At 69.5% G+C, this 21,708-nt stretch carries 20 protein-coding genes; 8 read left to right on the forward strand and 12 right to left on the reverse strand.

The window, feature by feature from the left end:
* Window positions 1-14: 14 nt before the first annotated feature.
* Window positions 15-1,094 (reverse strand): CobW family GTP-binding protein, encoded by a 1,080-nt coding sequence (locus OIC96_RS12420; RefSeq protein WP_330307769.1) that lies wholly within the window; start codon window positions 1,092-1,094, stop codon window positions 15-17.
* 352 nt (window positions 1,095-1,446) lie between these two features.
* Here OIC96_RS12420 and OIC96_RS12425 point away from each other — a divergent pair, with 352 nt between their 5' ends.
* A complete protein-coding gene (locus tag OIC96_RS12425; RefSeq protein WP_330307768.1) occupies window positions 1,447-1,989 on the forward strand; it encodes a DUF6082 family protein in 543 nt (180 codons plus the stop codon).
* A gap of 138 nt (window positions 1,990-2,127) precedes the next feature.
* On the forward strand, window positions 2,128-2,364 hold the full coding sequence (locus OIC96_RS12430) for a hypothetical protein (RefSeq protein WP_330307767.1): 237 nt from the start codon (window positions 2,128-2,130) through the stop codon (window positions 2,362-2,364).
* 250 nt (window positions 2,365-2,614) lie between these two features.
* Here OIC96_RS12430 and OIC96_RS12435 read toward each other — a convergent pair whose 3' ends face one another.
* Entirely contained in the window at window positions 2,615-3,781 is a 1,167-nt protein-coding gene (locus tag OIC96_RS12435; RefSeq protein WP_330307766.1) for a citrate synthase/methylcitrate synthase, read from the reverse strand.
* A 97-nt stretch (window positions 3,782-3,878) separates the two neighbouring features.
* Here OIC96_RS12435 and OIC96_RS12440 point away from each other — a divergent pair, with 97 nt between their 5' ends.
* From OIC96_RS12440 to OIC96_RS12455, 4 genes are all read left to right on the forward strand, one after another.
* The gene (locus tag OIC96_RS12440; RefSeq protein ID WP_330307765.1) at window positions 3,879-5,150 is read left to right on the forward strand and encodes a citrate synthase; all 1,272 of its coding nucleotides are present in this window, start codon (window positions 3,879-3,881) and stop codon (window positions 5,148-5,150) included.
* A gap of 182 nt (window positions 5,151-5,332) precedes the next feature.
* Window positions 5,333-6,277: a sucrase ferredoxin gene (locus OIC96_RS12445; protein ID WP_330307764.1), complete on the forward strand. Its 945-nt coding sequence runs from the start codon at window positions 5,333-5,335 to the stop codon at window positions 6,275-6,277.
* Window positions 6,278-6,403: 126 nt separating this feature from the next.
* On the forward strand, window positions 6,404-8,212 hold the full coding sequence (locus tag OIC96_RS12450) for an ATP-binding protein (protein WP_330307763.1): 1,809 nt from the start codon (window positions 6,404-6,406) through the stop codon (window positions 8,210-8,212).
* Window positions 8,209-8,889 (forward strand): response regulator, encoded by a 681-nt coding sequence (locus OIC96_RS12455; protein ID WP_330307762.1) that lies wholly within the window; start codon window positions 8,209-8,211, stop codon window positions 8,887-8,889. The genes OIC96_RS12450 and OIC96_RS12455 overlap by 4 nt, the downstream gene beginning before the upstream one ends.
* Before the next feature lie 138 nt (window positions 8,890-9,027).
* Here OIC96_RS12455 and OIC96_RS12460 read toward each other — a convergent pair whose 3' ends face one another.
* The 3 genes from OIC96_RS12460 to OIC96_RS12470 are packed head-to-tail and all read right to left on the reverse strand — an operon-like array spanning window position 9,028 to window position 11,829.
* Window positions 9,028-10,092 (reverse strand): ABC transporter substrate-binding protein, encoded by a 1,065-nt coding sequence (locus tag OIC96_RS12460; RefSeq protein ID WP_330307761.1) that lies wholly within the window; start codon window positions 10,090-10,092, stop codon window positions 9,028-9,030.
* 56 nt (window positions 10,093-10,148) lie between these two features.
* A complete protein-coding gene (locus tag OIC96_RS12465) occupies window positions 10,149-11,024 on the reverse strand; it encodes an ABC transporter permease (RefSeq protein ID WP_330307760.1) in 876 nt (291 codons plus the stop codon).
* On the reverse strand, window positions 11,014-11,829 hold the full coding sequence (locus OIC96_RS12470) for an ABC transporter ATP-binding protein (RefSeq protein ID WP_330307759.1): 816 nt from the start codon (window positions 11,827-11,829) through the stop codon (window positions 11,014-11,016). The genes OIC96_RS12465 and OIC96_RS12470 overlap by 11 nt, the downstream gene beginning before the upstream one ends.
* 162 nt (window positions 11,830-11,991) lie before the next feature.
* On the opposite strand from OIC96_RS12470, the gene OIC96_RS12475 reads away from it, so the two are divergent.
* On the forward strand, window positions 11,992-12,684 hold the full coding sequence (locus OIC96_RS12475; RefSeq protein ID WP_327432232.1) for a response regulator: 693 nt from the start codon (window positions 11,992-11,994) through the stop codon (window positions 12,682-12,684).
* 74 nt (window positions 12,685-12,758) lie between these two features.
* Here OIC96_RS12475 and OIC96_RS12480 read toward each other — a convergent pair whose 3' ends face one another.
* From OIC96_RS12480 to OIC96_RS12505, 6 genes are all read right to left on the reverse strand, one after another.
* Window positions 12,759-14,351, reverse strand: a complete 1,593-nt coding sequence (locus OIC96_RS12480) for a solute symporter family protein (RefSeq protein ID WP_330307758.1) — start codon at window positions 14,349-14,351, stop codon at window positions 12,759-12,761.
* Window positions 14,348-14,836 carry a DUF485 domain-containing protein gene (locus tag OIC96_RS12485; RefSeq protein WP_330307757.1) on the reverse strand — a complete coding sequence of 163 codons (489 nt, stop codon included), beginning with the start codon at window positions 14,834-14,836 and terminating at the stop codon, window positions 14,348-14,350. The genes OIC96_RS12480 and OIC96_RS12485 overlap by 4 nt, the downstream gene beginning before the upstream one ends.
* Window positions 14,837-14,940: 104 nt before the next feature.
* A complete protein-coding gene (locus OIC96_RS12490; RefSeq protein WP_330307756.1) occupies window positions 14,941-15,630 on the reverse strand; it encodes a response regulator transcription factor in 690 nt (229 codons plus the stop codon).
* Window positions 15,627-16,778, reverse strand: coding sequence for a sensor histidine kinase (locus OIC96_RS12495; RefSeq protein ID WP_330307755.1), 1,152 nt, complete (start codon window positions 16,776-16,778; stop codon window positions 15,627-15,629). The genes OIC96_RS12490 and OIC96_RS12495 overlap by 4 nt, the downstream gene beginning before the upstream one ends.
* On the reverse strand, window positions 16,775-17,299 hold the full coding sequence (locus OIC96_RS12500) for a DUF1453 domain-containing protein (RefSeq protein WP_330307754.1): 525 nt from the start codon (window positions 17,297-17,299) through the stop codon (window positions 16,775-16,777). The genes OIC96_RS12495 and OIC96_RS12500 overlap by 4 nt, the downstream gene beginning before the upstream one ends.
* A gap of 543 nt (window positions 17,300-17,842) precedes the next feature.
* On the reverse strand, window positions 17,843-19,966 hold the full coding sequence (locus OIC96_RS12505; RefSeq protein WP_330307753.1) for a DNA gyrase/topoisomerase IV subunit B: 2,124 nt from the start codon (window positions 19,964-19,966) through the stop codon (window positions 17,843-17,845).
* 440 nt (window positions 19,967-20,406) lie between these two features.
* Between OIC96_RS12505 and OIC96_RS12510 the strand changes: the two genes are divergently transcribed.
* Window positions 20,407-20,640, forward strand: a complete 234-nt coding sequence (locus OIC96_RS12510; RefSeq protein ID WP_330307752.1) for a DUF7455 domain-containing protein — start codon at window positions 20,407-20,409, stop codon at window positions 20,638-20,640.
* Window positions 20,641-20,828: 188 nt separating this feature from the next.
* Here OIC96_RS12510 and OIC96_RS12515 read toward each other — a convergent pair whose 3' ends face one another.
* A complete protein-coding gene (locus tag OIC96_RS12515) occupies window positions 20,829-21,647 on the reverse strand; it encodes a S1 family serine peptidase (RefSeq protein ID WP_330307751.1) in 819 nt (272 codons plus the stop codon).
* Between the last annotated feature and the right edge of the window lie 61 nt (window positions 21,648-21,708).

A 21,708-nucleotide genomic window follows, 5' to 3' on the forward strand; every position in this document is an offset into this window, starting at 1 on the left:
CCCGCGGACTGGGGTCAGCCCTCCGGGCTCGGCTCCTGTACGTAGCGCAGGACGCCCCACATGCTGTGCTCGTCGGCGTGTGGGGCGTCCTCTTTGCACGCCTCCAGCTCCTTGGCCAGAGCCGCCGTGTCGATGCCGGAGCCGATCAGGACGAGCTGGGTGAGCCGCGCCTCGGCACGGGCCCAGGGCTCCGGATAGAAGCGCAGGAACCGCCCGACGGCATGCACGGCATACCGGTTGACGCTGTCCTGGACGCCGAAATCGACGTACCCCTTGATGCGGTAGAGCCCCTCGGGCCTGCTGTCCAGGAAGTCCATCAACCGCCGGGGGCCGAGGGGCGCTTCGGAACTGAAGGAGAGGGATTCGTAGGCGGAGTGCAGGTGGTCGTCGTGGCTCTGCCGATCGCCCTCGTCGTGCCGGTGGAGGTCGTCGAAGGACAACTGCCCGATGCGCTCCTCGCTCGGCCGGCAGTCGAAGAGGAACCCGGGATCGATACGGCCGTAGCCGGCGGGGACGACGGCGGCACGGTCGGCGAGCTCTCGCACGGCGCGGAGCACCCGCTCACTGTCCGCCGCCCGGTCGACCTTGTTGACGACGACAAGGTCGGCGAGTGCGAGATGCCGTTCGATCTCGGGATGCTTCGCGCGCGTCGCGTCGAACTCGGCGGCGTCGACGACCTCGACGAGCCCGCCGTACACGATCCGCGGATGCTCACTCGCGAGCACCATCCGCACGAGCTCCTGGGGCTCGGCAAGCCCGCTCGCCTCGATGACGATGACGTCGATCCGGGCCGAAGGCTGGGCGAGCCGCTCCAGATAGACGTCGAGCTCACTGGCGTCGACGGCACAGCACAGGCACCCGTTGCCCAGGGAGACGGTGGAATCCCCCAGCGCCCCGGCCACCGCCATGGCATCGATCTCGATCGCGCCGAAGTCGTTGACGACGGCTCCGATCCGACTGCCGCCGCTGTGGTGCAGCAGGTGATTGAGCAGTGTGGTCTTCCCCGACCCGAGGAACCCGGCGAGGACGACGACGGGGATCTGCCCGACCTGGATCGGCCCGATCTGGATCTGCTGCGGACTGGGCTGGCTCAACGGGCGACCTCTTTCACACCGATGCGTACACCGGCTCGCGGACCGGCTCCTGTACGAGGACGGCGCGCGCACCGGCACTCGTACGAGGAAGGAATGCCGACCCAGCATACGAGCGGGAGGAATCGCCCCGAAGTGAACGATTGTTAGCGGCGCTCGCGGGGCACACGTTGGACATGGCGCCGGGAAACGCGACCCGCACTTCCCTCCGTGCGCCTCCTCTCCGCCTCCCTGCCGATCAGAGCCGCTCGGCAAAACTGGGAGACGGCAAGCGCGCCGCCCACCGCTCGCCGGTCCGCTCCCTGTCGCCCCGCACCCGACGACCGGCGGACGGTCGCCTGATTCGGGGGTTGACATGGTCACACAGAACTTTGGGATACGGGGGTTGAGTTCTGCCGCAACGGCAGGGCTCGCGGTCGGGATCCTCGTGGTCCTGGCCGCTCAACAGCGACGGTTCGAGGCACTTCGCCTGCGGGTCGCGCAGGTAGAACAGAACGCCGATCGGGACGCGAGGCTTGCGGAGCAACAACGCCTTCAGGCGTATCTGCTCGACAAGGCTCTGGACGATCCGGATCTCGCCGAGGTCCTGAGCACCATCGACGAGGTGGACCCGACCAAGCGGCGTCAGTATCTCTTCGCCAACGCGATGTACACCAACGCCCTGCTCGCCTACCGGGTGGGGGTCGTCAACTGGGAAGAGCTGCATGGGCATCTTCGAGTGATCTGCCAGAGCGCGATCTTTCGAGACTACTGGGACGCGACGCGCCACCATCGCGCGAGCCTCAAGGAGGCTTCGGAGGAAGCCCGAGTAGGTCAGATGATGGATGCGCTCATCCACGATCTGGATGAGGCAGACACCGAACGGTGGTGGGTCGTGGGCGAACCGCCCGAGGAGTAACGCCAGTCTTCCCACACCGGAAACAATCCAAGGTTTACCCTGGCCCCGCCCGTATCGGGTTACCCTGGCCCCCGGCCTTCGACTGCCCAGCAGTGCGAGGACCGGGGTCCTTCACGTCTAGAGGCGAGGACCAGAACCTTGAAGATCGTGCGCCGCATCGGTGCGTCCCCCCGCGAACGAGGCAGCCTGTCCGGCGAGACCTGCCCCGATATCTTCGAGCTCAGTGACGGCAACTTCGCCGTCATCGGGACCGAAGCCACTGCGGCGCTCGATGGTGAGCTTCCCGCCGATTCCGCGCGAGCGGACTACGAGCGGATCGTGATCGTCAGCCGGGAAACGCTCGTGCGCGCGAAAGCCGACATCCCCGACGCGTGAAGGCCGCAGGGCTACGCATGGACACACTCGTCAACTGTTGAGGTCCCCCCGGTCACCCCGTTGAGGCTCACCTCCAGAAGACACGCCCTCCCCGCCCGCACCTCCACGCACCGTTCGCGTCCCGCGCACCAACCCCTCCGCCCAGGGACAGACCGAGCAGCCCGGCGCCCACCCGCCCAGCGGCGCTCGACGACAGCTTCGTGAGGTCCGGCACCGATCGGTGCCGGACCTCATGCGTGTCCGACACCCCTCAGGCCGCTTGCGGCACCGCCACCGGCGCCACCGGCCCCACATACCGCGCCGCCGGCCGAATGATCTTCGGGTCCTCCGCCTGCTCCAGGATGTTGGCGCTCCAGCCGACGACACGGGCCGCCGCGAACGTGGGGGTGAACATCTCGCGGGGCAGGCCGCAGAGTTCCATGACGACGCCGGCGTAGAACTCGACGTTGGTGTGGAGTTCGCGGCCGGGCTTGAGCTCGGCCAGGATCGCTTCCACCTGGCGTTCGACCTCGACGGCGAAGTCGACCAACGGGCCGCCGAACCGTTGCGCGATGCCGCGGAGCATGCGCGAACGCGGGTCTTCCGTGCGGTAGACGGGGTGCCCGAAGCCCATGATGCGCTCGCCCGCGAGGACGCGTTCGCGGATCCACGGGTCGATGCGGTCGGGGGTGCCGATCGCGTCGAGGGTGTCCAGGGCCCGACTGGGGGCGCCACCATGGAGAGGCCCTGAAAGGGCGCCGACCGCGCCCACAAGGCACGCCGCCACGTCCGCGCCCGTCGAGGCGATCACCCGGGCTGTGAACGTTGATGCATTGAATCCGTGATCAATGGTCGAAATCAAGTACTGCTCGACCGCACGGGCACATGCGGCATCCGGCTCCGCCCCCGTCAACATGTACAGGTAGTTGGCGGCGTACGCGAGGTCCTCCCGCGGCTCGACCGGCTCCAGCCCCTGCCCGAGCCGATACAGCGCGGTGAGCAACGTCGGTACGACCGCGGACGCCGCGAGGGTGTCCGCTCGGCGCCGGTCGGCATCGATGTCGTACACGGGCCGGAACCCCACCGAGGCGCCGAACAGCGACAACGCGGTGCGCAGACCGGCGAGCGGTCCCGACATTCCCGTCGCCGCGGCGATCGCGGGCAGTGCGGCGCGCACCTCGTCCGGCAGCCGGCGCAGCCGAGCGGTTCGTGCGGTGAAGGCGGCGAGCTGTGCCGCGTCGGGCAGCTCGCCGTGGGCCAGCAGATGCCAGACGTCCTCGAAGCCGCGGGTCTGCGCGAGTTCGACGGCCGAGTACTGGCGGTAGTGGTAGAAGCCCTCCAGCCCCCTGACGTCACCCAGTTCGGTGTCGGTGACGACGACGCCCGCGAGTCCTCGCGGTACATCGACAGAGGTGGACGCGGCTCGGTTGATCGGCATGTTTCCTCCCTGGACTTGATTCGACTGTCCATGCTTGACTTGTTTTCTGTCAATATTGATTCGATCAATATGCCGATACACGGATACGGTGGCGCCCATGAGGGATCGAGAAGCGGCAACGCCAGGGCTCGAAGGCCGACGGCTCAGCACCAAGGAGACCGCCGAGCTGCTCGGTGTGAAGCCCGAGACCGTGTACGCGTATGTGAGCCGCGGTCAGCTCAGCAGCCGACGCGACCCCGGAGGGCGCGGGAGCACGTTCGACGCCAAGGAGGTGGAGGCGCTCGCACGGCGCAACAGGCGGGAGACCGGTGGGAGTTCCAGCACCGGCGGCGAGCTCTCGGTCCGTACCCGCATCACCCTGATCGACAAGGACCGGTACTACTTCCGTGGCGTCGACGCGACCGAACTGGCCGCGCGGTACTCCTACGAAGAGATCGCCGAATGGCTGTGGACCGGAGAGCTGCGGCCCGGCGTCACGTTCACCGCCCCGGAGGCGTCGGTGACCGTCGCCCGCCGCGCCGTCGACGCGCTGCCCGAGCACAGCGGCCCGACCGACCGGCTGCGCGTCGCCGCGATCGCCGCCGCGGCCGCCGACCCTCTGCGCTTCGACCTCTCCGAGGACGCCGTCCTCGGCACCGGACGCACCCTGATCCCCACCCTCGTCGCCGCGCTTCCGCCCCTGCGGCACGACCACCGCGACGAGGGCCCGCTGGCCCACCGCCTCTGGGGGCGGCTCTCCGGCCGTACGCCCGACGACGCGTCACTGCGCGTACTGGACACGGCACTTGGGCTGCTCGTCGACCACGACCTGGCCGCCTCGACGCTCGCGGTCCGGGTCGCCGCGTCGGCCCGGGCCCACGCGTACGCCGCCGTGTCGGCGGGGCTCGGCGTGCTCGAGGGCCCGCTGCACGGCGCGGCCAGCGGGCTCGCCCACCGGCTGCTCCTTGACGTCCTGGACCTGGGCAGCGCGGCGCCCGTGGTCGCGGACGAGCTGCGCGCCGGGCGCCGTGTTCCCGGACTGGGGCACCGGCTCTACCCCGGCGAGGATCCACGCGCGCGTGCCCTGTTCACCCTCCTGGAGGACATGCCCGGCGCGGCGCCCGCCCTGGCTGCCGCCCGCGACATCGTGACCACGACCGCCCGCCACACGCCCCTGCACGCCAACGTCGACCTGGCGCTCGCCGTCTTCACCGTGTCCTCGGGCATGTCCGCGTCCGCGGGCGAGACGATCTTCGCCATCGCCCGAACGGCGGGCTGGATCGCCCACACCTTGGAGGAGTACGAGGAACGCCCGCTGCGCATGCGCCCGAGCGGCCGATACGTGGGCGACCGACCTCCGCAGCCACTCCCCGGCCCACAGGAGCGGTAGGCAGGCGCGCGGCCCTCACAGCCACTTCCGGCGGAGTCGGTCGGTACATGGAGGCACGCCCACCCCATCCGCTCCCCGTCCGCACGCCCCCACGCCCTGCCGTGCGCTGAGGGCGCCCCGAACGCGCCCCCATCCACGCGGTCGGAGGCCGCCCCGGCGCAAGTCAGGTTAGGCTCACCTCTGTGAGTACGTGCACGACGGCGTCGCGGGACCTCGACGAGCCCCTCGCGGGGACCGCGGCCACCGCGAGGACATGGCTGCTGATCGAGCAGCCCGGGCCCTGGGGTGCCAAGGCGCTCACCGAGAGCCACCTGGACCCCGTGCTCGGCCGCGCTCTCGAAGCGGCCGCGGAGGGCACCGGCGTACGGATCGCGCTCATCCGCCGCCCCGGACGGCATGCCGACTGCGGCACGCTCACGGAGCGCCATGTGTATGTAGCCCACACCACTCCGGGAAACGTATGGCTGCACAGCGCCATGACGTCCAACCCCGAGCAGGTGCTCAACCTCGACTTCGCCGCCTTGGGCATGGGTGACCCGCATACCTTCGAGACGGTTCTCCAGGGCCGGCCCCACACAGGGGACCCGCTCGCTCTCGTCTGCACCAACGGCAAGCGCGACCGCTGCTGCGCCCTGCTCGGACGCCCGCTCGCGGCCGAGCTCGCCACCTCCGGGGTGGAGGGCGTCTGGGAGGTCACCCATCTGGGCGGTCACCGCTTCTCGCCCACGCTGCTCGTCCTGCCGTACGGATACGCGTACGGGCGCGCCGAGGCCCACGCCGTCAAGGAAGCCCTCCAGGGCGTCCAGGAGGGTCGTGTCGTCACCGAGGGCTGCCGCGGGCGCTCCGCCTGGGAGCGGCCGGGCCAGGCGGCCGAGCTGGCCGTGCGTCAGGCCACGGGGGAGTACGCCGCCGACGCCCTGAGCGTGGTCCGTACGGACGGCACCGCGCCGCGCTGGGAGGTCACCGTCGCCCACACCGACGGCCGTCTGTGGCGCGTCAGCGTCGCGCGGGGCGCCTCACTGCCGCCCCGCCCGGAGAGCTGCGGTTCGGTGCTGGGGTCGCCTGCCCGGATGGACGTGGTGGCGGTACGGGAGCTGGCGCGGACGGCGCTCGCCGTGCCCTGCTGACGGCGGATCCGGCGTTCATCGGCCGCGTAGCCGTATCCCTACCGCGCGACTTCCACACCTGACGGTCAGGAGATCCACGCCACACTCCCTACGGCAGGGCTCGCCCGCCCCCGTACCGTCATAGGCATGAGCCCCACTCCCCCCGCACGACGACTGCGCCTCGGTCTGCCGCGGCGGGTGTTCTCGCAGGTGCTGCTGATGCAGGTGGCGATCGCGGCGGGAGTCGCCGTACTCGCCACCGGACTGTTCCTCGCGCCGCTGAGCGCACAGCTGGACGACCAGGCGATGCGCCGCGCACTCGCGATCGCGCAGACCACCGCGGTCCAGCCGCAGATAGCCGAGGACCTCCGGACCACGCGACCGTCCGTGAACGGGCCCGTGCAGGCCGAGGCCGAGCGGATCCGGAAGGCCAGCGGGGCCGAGTATGTCGTAGTCATGGACATGAAGGGCATCCGCTGGTCGCACCGCGATCCGGCGGAGATCGGCAAGCCGGTCTCGACCGACCCGCGCGAAGCCCTGAGCGGCAAGGACGTCATGGAGATCGACACCGGCACGCTGGGCCGCTCGGCCCGCGGCAAGGTGCCCCTGCGCGGCGTCGACGGCGACATCATCGGCGCCGTCTCGGTCGGCATCACGTACGACAGCGTGCGCGCCCGGCTGATCGACGCCATCCCGGGGCTCTTCGGGTACGCGGGCGGAGCCATGGCCGTCGGTGCGCTGGCCGCGTATCTCATCTCCCGACGGGTGCAGCGGCAGACCCGTGACCTGGCCTTCTCCGACATCTCCGCACTGCTCGCGGAGCGCGAGGCGATGCTGCACGGCATCCGCGAGGGCGTCGTCGCCCTGGACCGCGGCGGCCGCGTACGCCTCCTCAACGACGAGGCGCAACGACTGCTCGGCGTCGAGGCCGAGGCCATCGGGCAGCCGCTCGACGACGCGCTCGGTCCGGGACGTACGACCGATGTACTGGCCGGACGCGTCACCGGCACCGATCTGCTCACCGTCCGCGGCCAGCGCGTCCTGGTCGCCAACCGGATGCCCACCGACGACGGGGGCGCCGTCGCCACGCTGCGCGACCGCACGGAGCTGGAGCAGCTCGGCCGCGAACTCGACTCCACGCGTGGCCTGATCGACGCCCTGCGCGCGCAGGACCACGAGCACGCCAACCGTATGCACACGCTCCTGGGGCTGCTCGAACTGGAGATGTACGACGATGCCGTGGAGTTCGTCGGAGAGGTGGTCGGCGACCACAGGGTCACCGCCGAACAGGTCACCGAGAAGATCCACGATCCGCTGCTCGCCGCCCTGCTGGTCGGCAAGGCGACCGTCGCGGCCGAGCGCGGTGTGGCCCTGTGGATCTCGGACGGAACGATGTTGCCGGACCGGTTGATCGACCCGCGGGGTCTGGTGACCGTGGTCGGGAACCTCGTCGACAACGCCCTCGACGCCGTCGCGGGCACACCGCACGCGCGCGTGGAGGTCGAATTGCGCGCCGAGGGGCGTACCGCCGTACTGCGGGTACGGGACACCGGGCCCGGAATCCCGGAGGAGCGGCGGGAGTTGATCTTCACCGACGGATGGACCACCAAGAAGCCCCCGGCGCACGGCAAGCGCGGAATAGGCCTCTCCTTGGTGCGCCGGCTCGCCGAGCGGCAGGGTGGCAGCGCGGAGGTGGCCGAGGCGGACGGCGGGGGCGCGGAGTTCACAGTCGTACTGCCGGAGGCACTGACCGAGCCGGGGCTCGCACCGGAGCCGGAGGCGCTGACGGTGCCCGCGCCGGCGTCGCCGGAGCGGCAGGAACCGACCGCACCGGAATCGCGCCTCGCGCCGGAGCCCGAACCCCGGCTCGTGCCGATACCGACCCCCTCCCCGGAGGCCCCCAGCACTGTCACGGAAGCCAAGAACGCCACGGACGCCAAGGAGGAGTCGCGATGATCGAGGTCCTGGTCGTGGACGACGACATCCGGGTCGCGCGCGTGAATGCCGCCTACGTGGAGAAGGTTCCGGGCTTCCATGTCGCGGGCGAGGCGCACAGCGCGGCCGAGGCGCTGCGCCGGATGGAGGCGCTGCCCCATCTGGACCTGGTTCTCCTGGACCACTATCTGCCGGACGAGACGGGCCTCGCGGTCGTCCAGGAGATGCGCCGGCGCGGCCACCAGACCGACGTGATCATGGTGACCGCGGCACGTGACATCTCGACCGTCCAGGCGGCGATGCGGCAGGGCGCGCTCCAGTACCTGGTCAAGCCCTTCGCCTTCGCGGGCCTGCGCGCCAAGCTGGAGGCGTACGCGGATCTGCGCCGCACTCTCGACGGCGGCGGCGAGGCCGAGCAGTCCGAGGTGGACCGGATCTTCGGCGCCCTGTCGGCGAGCGCGGAGCCGGATCTGCCGAAAGGCCACTCCCCCACGACCGCGGAGCTCGTACGCCGCGCCCTGGTGAACGCCGAGGGCCCCCTGTCGGCGCAGGAGATCGCGGAGGTGACCGGACTGAGCCGGCAGACCGCCCAGCGCTATCTGAAGCTCCTGGAGCGCACGGGGAGGGCCAGGCTGACCCTCAAATACGGCGACGCGGGCCGCCCGGAGCATCGTTACGTCTGGGCGACGCGCGCCTGAGGGCACGGCCGAGTAAGGCGGGGAAGCGACCGTGCCCCCGCGCGCGTACGGCTGTCAGGGGAGAACAGCCGTACGCGCGCGGGGGTGACTCAGCGGGTGGCCTTCACGGACTCGTCCGCGATGGCCTGGGCCACGGACTCAGCCCGTGGCCGCCTTCTTCACGAACTCCGTGGTGAACGTCTTGCTCAGGTCCACGTTGGCGTTCTTGATGTTGGGGTTGAACGCCTTGAGGACCTTCTCGACGGTCTCGGGGCCGTCCTCGGGCATCACACCGTCCTCGGTGAACATCGGCAGCGTGCTCTGGATCGCCGAGGCGTAGAGCGTCTTGCTGTCCTGTGAGTAGTCGGCGGGCATCTTGGCCGCGATCTCGGTGGCGGTGTGCGTGGACATCCACTTGAGGGTCTTCACGAAGGCGTTGGCCAGCTTCTGAACCGTCTCCTTGTGGCTGTTCACCCAGTCCGTCTGCATGTAGAGGCTGGACGAGGGGTACGGCCCGCCGAGCGCCTTCTGCGACCCCTCCGGCGTACGCATGTCGATGAGCACCTTGCCGAGGTCCTTCTGCAGGACCGTGGCGACGGTCGGGTCCGTCGTCATGCCGCCGTCGATGGCCCCCTTCTGGAGGGCGGAAATGAACGTCGGTCCGGCGCCGACGGCGACCGGTGTGAACTCGCTGACCTTCACACCGTTCTTGACCGCCAGGTACTTCGTGAGGAAGTCGGTCGAGGAGCCGAGCCCGGTGATGCCGAGCTTCCTGCCCTTGAAGTCCTTGGGCGAAGTGATGTCGTCCGCACGCTTCTTGGAGACGATCTCGACCTCGCCGGGCGCCTGCGAGAACTGCACGACGGACTCCACGGACTTGCCCTTGGTCTGCAGGTCCAGGGTGTGATCGTAGAAGCCGACGGCTCCTTGCACCTGTCCGGAGACCAGGGCCGTCTCGGCCTGAACACCGGCCGGCTCGCTCAGGAGTTGGACATCCAAACCCTCGTCATTGAAGTAGCCGAGCCGCTGCGTGAGCATCGCGGGCAGGTAGATGACCTTGTCCAGGCCACCGACCATGATCTTGACGTGTTCACCCTTGCCGCCGCCCCCGTTGCTGCCGGAGTCGGCCGTCGAGCTGGCGGCGTCATTGGCGCAGGCGGTGAGCGAGGTGAGAGCGAGCAGACCGGCGGCTGCCAGTGCGGAGTATCTGGCGGTCTTGCGCATGGTGGGTCACGTCCTTGTGAGCTGGTGGAAGAGAGGAGTTGGTGCGTACGACGGGGTCAGCGGTCGGAGTCCGACGGCTTCCACCGGAAGATGCGGCGCTCGGCGAAGGTCAGCAGTCCCTCGGCCAGCAGGGCGACGACCGCGAGGATGACCATCGCGGCGTACACACCGGCCGCGTTGAAGGTGCCCTGCGACTGCGCGACGAGCAGGCCGATGCCCTTGGTGGCACCGATGTACTCGCCGACGATGGCGCCGATGAGCGCGAAGCCGAAGCTGACGTGGAGGCTGGTGAAGATCCACGAAGTGGCGGACGGAATGACGACCTGAAGCGTCACCCTGCGGTCGCTCGCGCCGAGGATCCGGGCGTTGGCCACGAGGTTGCGGTCGACCTCCCGGGCGCCCTGGAAGGCGTTGAAGAAGACCGGGAAGAAGACGAGCACCACGGCGGACGCGACCTTGGAGGCGGGGCCGAGCCCGAACCAGATCACGAAGATGGGTGCCAGGACGATCCTCGGTATGGAGTTGAGCACCTTGATGTATGGACCAAAGACATCGGCGAGGAAGGCGATCCGCCCCAGCGCGATACCGAAGACCACACCGGCGATCACACCGATGACCCAGCCGAGCAACGCTTCGTGGAGGGTGTACCAGACCTGCTCCCCCAAGGATCCGAGCGCGGTCCCGTGCATCACCCAGGTGTAGATCTGGTCCCAGATCTTCGACGGCATCGAGAAGTTGAACGGATCGATGACCTTGGCCCGCGCGCACACCTCCCACAGGCCGAGCACGGCGACCAGGAGCAGTGCGCGGGCGGCGGCGACGATGGCCTTGCGTTTGCGTGCGGCACGGGCGCGGGAGTGTGCGCGCCCCTTGTTGCCGGGCTCGGTCATTGTCAGGGCGACAACGGCCTCGGGCATGATGTCAGGCGACATTGGCCGCACCCCTCTCGCGGGTGATGCGGACCTCTTCGCCGAGCGATTCCCAGATCTCGCGGTAGATCTCGATGAACCGCGGCTCCAGGCGCACCGATTCGACCTTGCGCGGCCGCGGCAGATCGATGTCGAAGACCTGCTTCACCGTGGCGGGTCCCGCGGTCATCACGACGACTCTGTCGGCGAGCGCGATGGATTCCTCCAGGTCGTGGGTGACGAAGACGACCGAGGCGCCCGTGCCCTCCCACAGTTCGAGCAGCTCGTCCGACATCAGGGCCCTGGTCTGTACGTCGAGCGCCGAGAAGGGCTCGTCCATCAGCAGGATCTCGGGGTCGTTGACGAAGGTCGCGGCGAGGGCGACACGCTTGCGCTGGCCGCCGGAGAGCTGGTGCGGATAGCGGTCCTCGAAGGCCGCGAGCCCGACTCGGGCAAGCCATTCACGGGCCTTCCGCTTGGCCTCCGCCTTGGGCACGCCGCGGAAGCGGGGGCCCGCCATCACATTCGACAGGACCGTACGCCAGGGGAAGGTGGCGTCCTGCTGGAAGACGAAGCCGACCTTGTCGCCGACGCCGGCGACCGGCTCGCCGGCGACCAGGACCTCGCCCTCGGTGGGCTCTTCGAGACCGCTCACCAGGGTCAGCGTGGTCGACTTTCCGCAGCCGGTGGGGCCGACGACGGCCACGAACTCGCCACGGCCGATGGTCAGGTCCAGCTCCCTGACCGCCGTGTGCAGACCCCCTGACGGGGTCTTGAAGATCTTGCTCGCGCCCCGCAGCTCGATGGCGGGGCTGGTGTCTGCGCTCATGGCCCGGGACCGTAGATGTGGCCCGGGCCACAGGAGCAGTCTTCTGAGCGCATGGAGTTCTTTTGCCTGCAACAGCCTGTTGTGCTCGTTTTGCTCGCGCTACAAACAGCGGAGCCGAAACACGGGCTTAACGCTCGCCAGGCCTTGAGGGAAAGAGGCCCGATGATTGACGTCCTGGTCGTGGACGACGACTTCCGCGTCGCTGAGATCAACGCGAAGTACGTGGGGAAGGTTCCCGGCTTCCGGGTGGCCGCCCGCGCACACAGTGCTGCCCAGGCCCTGGCCGCCGTCGAGCGCGCGCCCATCGACCTGGTGCTGCTCGACCACTATCTGCCCGACCAGACGGGCCTCGAACTCGTCCATCGGATGCGCGAACGCGGCCATGGCACCGATGTCATCATGATCACCGCGGCCAGTGACGTGGCCACCGTGCAGACGGCGATGCGCCTGGGCGCCCTGCACTATCTGGTCAAGCCGTTCACCTTCGCCGCCCTGCGCACCCGCCTCGACTCGTACGCCGCCCTGCGCCGCACCGTCGACCGGGTGGGCGGCCGCGGCGTGGCCGGTCAGGAGCAGGTCGACCGGATCTTCGGCGCCCTGCGGACCACGCCTGCGCCCTCCTCACCGGGACTGCCCAGCGGTCACTCGGAGCCGACCACGGACCTCATCTGCGATGTACTGCACCGCGCGAGCCACCCGCTGTCGGCCCACGAGGTGGCCGCCGAGACCGGTCTGAGCCGATCCACCGCCCAACGCTATCTGCGCCACCTCGAACAGGCCGGACGCCTGCGCCTCTCGCTCAAGTACGGGGACACGGGGCGTCCGGAGCATCGGTACGCGTGGGTGGCGCCCTAGAGATCCATGGCGTACGTCGATGGGGCGCGGCCCCTGCCGGCTCCGTACGCCCCCTGGAGGCGCCCCTGGACCGCTCAGACCGCCCCGGCCCCGGTAAGCGCGCGCACCTCGGTCTCGGCGTGCTTGGCCTCGTCCGGCGGCTCCGCCGAGGTGACGGTGCCGAGCCAGCCCGCGAGGAAGCCCAGGGGGATCGAGACGAGCCCCGGGTTCTGCAACGGGAAGTACTGGAAGTCCACGCTCGGAAACAACGATTCGGGGCTCCCCGACACCACCGGGGACAGCAGCACGAGCCCCAGCGCGGGCACCAGGCCGCCGTATACGGCCCACACCGCGCCTCGCGTCGTGAAGGACCGCCAGAACAGCGAGTACAGCAGCACCGGCAGGTTCGCTGACGCGGCGACCGCGAAGGCGAGGCCGACCAGGAAGGCCACGTTGAGATCGCGGGCCAGCAGCCCGAGGGCGATCGCGACGACACCGATCCCGACGGCCGCCGCCCGCGCCACGGCCACCTCGCTGCGCGGCTTCGCGTGCCGACGGCGCAGCGACGCGTACAGGTCATGGGCCACGGACGCCGAGGACGCGAGGGTGATTCCGGCGACGACCGCCAGGATGGTGGCGAAGGCGATGGCGGCGACGATCGCAAAGAGAACCGTTCCTCCCGTGGAATTGGCACCGCCGCCCAGATCGAGCGCGAGCAGGGGAACCGCAGTGTTCCCCGCCGCGTTCGACCCGCGCACCGCGTCCGGGCCGACGATTGCGGCCGCGCCGAAGCCCAGCACGATCGTCATCAGGTAGAAGCCCCCGATGAGCCCGACCGCCCAGACCACCGAGCGGCGCGCGGCCCGCGCGGTCGGCACGGTGTAGAACCGGGACAGGATGTGCGGCAGCCCTGCCGTGCCGAGCACCAGCGCGAGCCCCAGGCTCATGAAGTCGAAGCGCGCCGTCCAGCCCCCGCCGTACTTCAGCCCGGGCGCCAGGAACGCCGCGCCGTGTCCACTGCGCTGCGCCGCCGAACGCAGCAACTGGTTGATGTCCCCGTGGAATCGCACCAGGACGAGCACGGTCAGGGTGATGGCCCCGCCCAGCAGCAGGACGGCCTTGACGATCTGAATCCACGTGGTGGCCCGCATCCCTCCCAGCGACACATAGATCACCATGAGCGCGCCGACGCCGATCACCGTCCAGTTCCGCGCGGCCTCGCTCGTACCCCCGAGAAGCAGCGCGACCAGGCTGCCCGCTCCGACCATCTGCGCCACCAGATACAGAACGGACACGGTCACCGAGGAAGTTCCCACCGCGATCCGCACCGGCCGCTCGCTCATCCGGGCCGCGACCACGTCCGCGAGCGTGAACCGCCCGCAGTTGCGCACCAGTTCGGCCACCAGGAACAGCACCACGAGCCAGGCGACGAGAAATCCCACGACGTACAGCATCCCGTCGTACCCGTAGAGCGAGATGAGCCCCGTGACGCCCAGGAAGGAAGCCGCCGACATGTAGTCGCCGGAGATGGCAAAACCATTCTCCATCGGAGAGAACAGCCGCCCGCCGGCATAGAACTCCTCCGCCGAGCCATGGCGGTCACGGCTCACCCACGTCGTGATCGCCAGCGTCACCGCCACAAACGCGCTGAACAGCAGCAACGCCAGCGTCTGATGGTTGCCGGTCACCGCTCACCACCTCTGACATTCCGCGTCAGCTCCTGCGTGTCCCAGCGCAGATCGAGCGCGGCCCGGTCCCTGCGCAGCCGCGCATGCCGCGCATACGCCCAGGTGAACAGGAATGTCGTGAGGAACTGCCCGAGCCCCGCGAGCAGCGCCACGTTCACAGCGCCTGCCACGGGCCGGGCCATGAACCCCGGCGCCGTCGTCGCGGTCACCACATAGCCCACGTACCAGGTGAAGAACACGGCGACGCCCGGGACCACAAACCTCCGGTAGCGGCTGCGCACTTCCTGGAAGGCCGCGCTGCGCTGCACCTCCAGATACACGTCGGCCGCCCCGCCCGCCCGCCCTTCGTGCTCCGAGCGCGCGGCCGGCACGGCGGGGGCGGGCGCACCCGTGCCGTCCAACTCACCCCAGCCGGAGGCGAGCGCGTCGTACCAGGGGTCGTCGAACCGGACCTCCCCGGTGTCGCCGCCGTCGTGCTTCTCCACCGAACTCTCCTTGTCCGCGGCCCGTTTCGGCCACGTGCCCAAGGATGGGCAGATCGGGAAGATCCCGGACTCTTCTCTCCGTGCTCTTCACCCCATCAGGTGACTCAGCCCGCCGGTGGCCGTACGAGACCCTTCCCATAGGCGTAACGGACCGCTTGAGCACGGTCCTTCAGCCCGGTCTTGGCGAAGAGGTTGTTGATGTGGGTCTTCACGGTGGCCGTGGAGACATGCAGCTTGCGGGCGATCTCCTGGTTGCTGAGCCCCTCCGCGATCAGCAGAAGCACCTCGGTCTCGCGCGCGGTGAGCCCGTCCGGCACCTCCGGAGGCAGGACCGGTTCGGGTTCCGGCTCCGACAGCCGCTCCAGCAGCCGCCGCTGGATGCTCGGCGAGAGCCCCGCATCCCCGGACAGCACGCTCTCCACCGCCCGTACGATCTCGTCGCCTCCCGCGTCCTTGGTGAGATAGCCGCGAGCCCCCGCTCTGAGCGCGGGAAACAGCGACTCGTCGTCCGCGTACGTCGTGAGCACGACGACCTGCGTCCCAGGGTGCGCGGTACGGATGCGCCGGGTCGCCTCGACACCGTCACAGCGGGGCATCCGCAGATCCATCAGCACGACGTCCGGGGCGAGTTCGGCGACAAGCGCCACGGCCTCGTTCCCGTCCCCGGCCGCTCCGACGACCTCGATCCCGGGCAGCAGACCCAGCAGCATCACAATGCCCTCACGCACCACGGTCTGGTCGTCCGCCACCACGACCCGCGCCGGCTTCCTGCCCGCCTGCTCCGCCTGCGTCATACGGGCACCTTCAGCGTCACCACGAACCCCTCCTCGTCCGGCCCGGCCTCCAACGAGCCACCCAGCAGCTCGGCACGCTCCCGCATGCCCAGCAGACCGTACCCGGCTCCCGAGCCGCTGAGCTCGCCCGGCGTCCCGCCCGAGTCCCGTACGTCCAGCGTCACTTCGTGCACTCCGTAGTCCAGCCGTACATGGACCTTGGCGCCCGGAGCGTGCTTGCGCACGTTCGTCAGGGCCTCCTGCGCGACTCTGCGCACCGCCTGCGAGGCCTCGGCGCGCAGCAGCCGGCGTTCGCCCGTAACGGTGACGTCGGCGCCGTCGGCCGTGGCGACGAGTTCGCTGAGGAAGTCCTCCAGCGGAGACATCTCGCCTCGCAGCGCGGAGAGCGCCTGCCGGGTCTCCGCGAGCCCCTCGCGGGCCATCCCCCGTGCCGCCACGACCCGTTCAAGGATCGTGTCCCGGTCCGCGCCCCGCTCGATGAGCAGCCGGGCCGCCTCCAGGTGCACGAGCTGCGCCGAGAGGCTGTGGGCCAGCACATCGTGGATCTCCCTCGCTATCCTGGCGCGCTCCGCCAGCGCCGCCGACTCCGCCTCGGCCGCGCGCGCGGCGCGCTCCTGCGCCAGGAGCCGCTGCGCGCTCCCCCGCGCCTCCGCGTCGAGGCGCAGCACATACCCGGCCAGGACGAGCCCCGCGGTGGTGGCCGCGGTGGTCAGCCACACGTCATCGTTGACCGCCGCGTACGCACTCAGCGCCACGGAGGTGGCAGGCAGCGCCGCCGCGAGAGGCAGCCGCTCGATGGCGCTGACTGCGCACCCGCACCACAGGACGAGAGCCGGTACCCGGAAGCCGACACCCTGCCCCACCGTCGCAATCGCCAGCAGCAGAGCGAGCAACCCCAAGGAGGGCAACAGACGGTGCGCGAGCGTGGTCCGCCAGAAGGCCCACGCGAGAGCCGCGCAGAGGACGACTCCGGCAACGCCCGCCGCGGTACCCCAGCCGTCAAGGTCTCTGTCCGTGAAGGTGGTCGCGATGAGAGTGCCGAGGGCTATGGCGCGCACCGTCCAGGCAAGCGCGCGCCGCGCCCTGGGCACTCCCCCCCGGGAGAGGGCCTCGCGGGAGGGCCAGCGCTTCCACGCGTTCTCCGTCACACGCGCTCCTTCCACGAGGCCTGAGCCAGGCCGTCACCGTACGCCGGGCTCTGTCCGTTCGCCGGGAGCAGGGACTGCGTACGCCAGACCAGGAGGCCGGAGCGGACCAGCAGGGTGGCCGCGAGAGCGAGCAGCAGAGCCGAGGAGTGCTGGTGCACGCCGAACAGGGCGCCGATGCCGAACAGGCCCACACGCAGGCCTATGCCCACGATCCAGACGGCCACGCTGGCCTTGGTGCTCTTGCTCCACACCGAGCCGTCCGGCGCCGTCCATATCCGCGTGGTCCACGCCCAGCCGGCCCCGGTGACCAGTCCTATGAACACCTCCGCACCGAGCAGGAGCAACGCCTCCGCGTGATGGTGGGGGTCTATCAATCCGGGCTCGCGCAGCGCCACTACGACCAGGACGGCGGGCACGATCCACCAGCGCCTGTCCGTGCCGATCCTGCGGGTGCGGAACTGGCGCGCGATCACCAGCACGACAACGGCGCAGATCACCAAAGCATTGACGAGCCCGGACATCACGGCCTCCGTGAGCGAGGAAGAGCGGTTTCGGCAGCGGGAGCTGTCGACGCCTTCGACGCTACGGAAAATGGCTGGTCAGCAGATCGGAGCCGGGGTGGATCGTGGGTGGATCCCTGACCGCCACGACTCTCCACCCACGGGTGGAGCGCCGTGGCGGGCGACCGCAGCGGTCTTCGCCCCCGCCGCCCCTACCCCGTCCCATCCCTGGGGGCTGCGCCCCCAGACCCCCCTCAATGAATGCACCGTTCCCCGCGGCCCCTAACAGTCGGCTGCGGGTCGGTGGGGGTTACTCGCGCAGTTCCTCGCGCCCCTGAAGACAAAAGGCGTAAAGACAAAAGATCAAGGGCGGGCCGGGGGCTGCGAGACGCACCCGTAGCCGCCCACGCCCGGAAGGGGCCGGGCCGGTACATCGCCAGCCCGTCGCTTACGTGGATATGGACCAGTCCCGCCATGGCGGCAGACAACAATGCCCACCGGCGACGGGGTTGCGATGTACCGGCCCGGCCCCGCCCACCGGCACAACGCGCCCCGCCACAACCCCTACGCGTCGATCCGCGACCGATCCAACGTCGCCGCCGAGCTGGAGATGAACTCCTTCCGCGGCGCCACATCGTTCCCCATCAGCAGGTCGAACACCTGCTCGGACGCCTCCAGGTCGGAGATGTTGATCCGACGCAGAGTCCGATAGCGCGGATCCATCGTCGTCTCGGCCAGCTGATCGGCGTCCATCTCGCCCAGACCCTTGTAGCGCTGGATCGAGTCCTTGTACCGCACGTTCTTGCGCTGCAGCTCCAGCAGGGTCTCGCGCAGCTCACGGTCCGAGTACGTGTAGACGTACTTGTCCTGGCCCTTCTTCGGCTGGCTGAGCTCGATGCGATGCAGCGGCGGCACCGCCGCGAACACCCGCCCCGCCTCGACCATCGGCCGCATGTACCGCTGGAACAGCGTCAGCAGCAGAATCCGGATGTGCGCACCGTCGACATCGGCGTCGACGAGAAGAATGATCTTCCCGTAACGCGCCGCGTCGATGTCGAAGGTCCGCCCGGACCCGGCTCCTATGACCTGGATGATCGCGCCGCACTCGGCGTTCTTCAGCATGTCCGTCACGGACGCCTTCTGAACGTTGAGGATCTTGCCGCGGATCGGCAGCAGCGCCTGGAACTCGGAGTTCCGGGCGAGCTTGGCCGTACCGAGCGCGGAGTCGCCCTCGACAATGAACAGCTCGCTGCGCTCGACGTCGTCGCTGCGGCAGTCGGCGAGCTTGGCGGGCAGCGAGGAGGACTCAAGGGCGGTCTTCCGGCGCTGCGCGTCCTTGTGCTGGCGGGCGGCGATCCGCGTGCGGGCGGCGGCGACGGCCTTCTCGAGGACGACCCGGGCCTGCGCGGCGGCGTCCCTCTTCGTAGTGGTCAGGAACGCCTTGAGCTCCTTGGACACCACGTTGGTCACGATGCGGCGGGCCGCCGAGGTACCGAGCACCTCCTTGGTCTGCCCCTCGAACTGCGGCTCGGCGAGGCGCACGGTGACGACAACCGTCAGGCCTTCCAGCGCGTCGTCCTTGACGATGTCGTCCTCGGCGACACGGAGCAGCTTCTTCGCCCGCAGCACCTCGTTGACGGTCTTCGTGACGGCCTGCTCGAAGCCGGCGACATGGGTTCCGCCCTTGGGCGTGGCGATGATGTTCACGAACGACCTGAGGGTCGTGTCGTAGCCGGTGCCCCACCGCATCGCGACATCGACGCCGAGCTCACGCGTGACCTCGGTCGGCGTCATCTGCCCGTGGGCGTCGAGGACCGGGACCGTCTCCTTGAAGGTGCCCTGCCCGGAGAAGCGGAGGACGTCGCAGACGGGCTTGTCGGTGGCCAGGTACTCGCAGAACTCACTGATGCCGCCGTCGAAGCGGAAGGACTCCTCGCCCTTGCTGCCACCCTCACCGAGGCCGTACTCGTCGCGGACGACGATGGTCAGGCCCGGCACCAGGAACGCGGTCTGGCGGGCGCGCTGGTGCAAGTTCTCCAGGGAGAGCTTGGCGTCCTTGAGGAAGATCTGACGGTCGGCCCAGTAGCGCACGCGCGTACCGGTGCGGGTCTTGGGGATCCGCTTGAGCTTGCGCAGCCCGCTCGTCGCGTCGAAGGCGGCGTCGGGACCGTCCGCCTTGAACGCTCCCGGGGTGCCGCGCCGGAAGCTCACCGCGTGGGTGTTGCCGCTGCGGTCCACCTCGACGTCCAGGCGGGCGGAGAGCGCGTTCACCACGGAGGCGCCCACGCCATGCAGACCGCCGGAGGCCGCGTACGAGCCGCCGCCGAACTTGCCGCCGGCATGCAGCTTGGTCATCACGACCTCGACGCCGGACATGCCCGTCTTGGGCTCCACGTCGACCGGGATGCCACGGCCGTTGTCCCGCACCTCCACAGAGGCGTCGTCGTGCAGGATGACCTCGATGTGGTCGCAGTAGCCCCCGAGGGCCTCGTCCACGGAGTTGTCGATGATCTCCCACAGGCAGTGCATCAGACCGCGGCTGTCGGTCGACCCGATGTACATACCCGGGCGCTTGCGCACGGCCTCGAGCCCCTCGAGGACGAGCAGGTGCCGCGCGGTGTAGTTGGAACCGTCCCGGTCTGCTCCGGTCAGCAGCGCTGTGGACGGCACGGACGTCTCGGCGGTCACGCGGTTCGCTCCTCGCTGAATTTCAGGTGGGACCCTTTTGGGTAAGGGCCCGGCTTCGGTCGCCGCTCAGAGGGTACCGAGGCCTGGTAGAGCCGTTGTAACGCCACCCTCGCATGAACTCAGACTAGTCCAGAGTCGCATGGGTGTTCGATCCCTCGATGGAGTGAAGTACATATCACGTTCCCTTCGAGGCATGAACCATTTAGGCTCCGGGCACGTCCTCATGAACAACCGGCAACCCAGCCGGGAGGACTGACCCTGACAGACTGCGCGAACCCGTAAGACACGAAGACACGAAATACGGCTCATTCGCCGCCACCCGGCAGCAGACAGCCGCCCCGGAGAGAAATTTTCGAGGAAAAGCCACGAGCGGGAACGTTTTCGGCCTGGTTGGATGTTGACCCTGGTACGACAGCTCGTCGAGCTAGAGAAGAGGCGACGTGACTACTGTTCTGACCCCCGCGAGCCCGCTGACGGCCGCTGACCGCTGCGACCGTTGCGGCGCCCAGGCATATCTGCGCGTCGTCCTCCTGAGCGGCGGAGAACTGCTCTTCTGCGCCCACCACGGTCGCAAGTTCGAGCCGGAACTCAAGAAGATCGCCGCTGAGATACAGGACGAGACGGAGCGACTGACGTCCGTTCCGGCAAGCGTCAACGACGAAGAAGAACGCTGACACTTCGCATCAACGACGAGCGAGTGCCGGCATCAGGCCGGTGAGCGGGCGGCCACTCCCTGGACACAGGGAGTGGCCGCCCGTACGCATACCGCATCGTCCGTCGTACTCAGCGGCACCCCCGTACGCGTACCGCATCGCCCGTGGCGCTCAGCGACACACACGCACTGGTACCGCGTCCATCGTCCTCAGCGGCCCCCACCGAGCTTCCGGACCACGTCCGAGACTCGCGTGTAGACCCCTGGGCTCCCGGCGCGCCCACAGCCGCTTCCCCAGGACACCAGGCCGATGAGCCGCCCCTGGGCGACCAGCGGCCCGCCGCTGTCCCCCTGACAGGCGTCACGCCCGCCCGCGACCTCTCCGGCGCACAGCATGGACGCCGGAGCATATGCGCCGTCCGCGGTGCCCGGATAGGCCCGCTCACAGGCGGCATCAGGGAGCACGTTCACGCGCGCGGCCCGCAGACCGTGGGCGTAGTCGCCACCACCGGTCGTATCACCCCAGCCATAGACCACGGCGGCCGTATCCGGCTTGTACGCGGGGTCTCCGGAGGGCGCCATACGGATGACCGAGCTCTCGGGAAGCGGGGCGGTGAGCGTGAGCACACCGAAGTCCCCGGCGTTCGTATAGCCGTCGTAATCCGGGTTGACCCAGACGTCGCGCACCGGGATCTCCTTGCCGTCGCTCGACAGCAGGTCCCCGCGGCCCGCGATGACCTTCAGGTCACGTACTTCGCGCGGCGGCGCCCCCAGGACGTCCGTGCCCAGGCAGTGGGCCGCGGTCAGGACCGTGGACGGGCCGATCACCACTCCTCCGCAGAACTGTCCCGCGCGCGTACCCCCGAACCGGTCACGGCTGGACAGCGCCACCGTCCACGGGCTCTCGGAGATATCGATCGGGTAGCCGCCGATGACGACGCTGTCGGTCGCCGCCGGAGCGGGGGACGCCAGCGGTATCACGGCTGCGGCGGCCGCGAGGGCCAGCACTGAGGCAAAGGGACGGCGCATGCGCGCTCCTCACTCCGGGATGGTCATGGAACACCCAGAGTGATCCACTACGCGCGGGCAC

This window comes from Streptomyces sp. NBC_00775 (genome assembly GCF_036347135.1).
Taxonomy (GTDB): domain Bacteria; phylum Actinomycetota; class Actinomycetes; order Streptomycetales; family Streptomycetaceae; genus Streptomyces; species Streptomyces lutosisoli.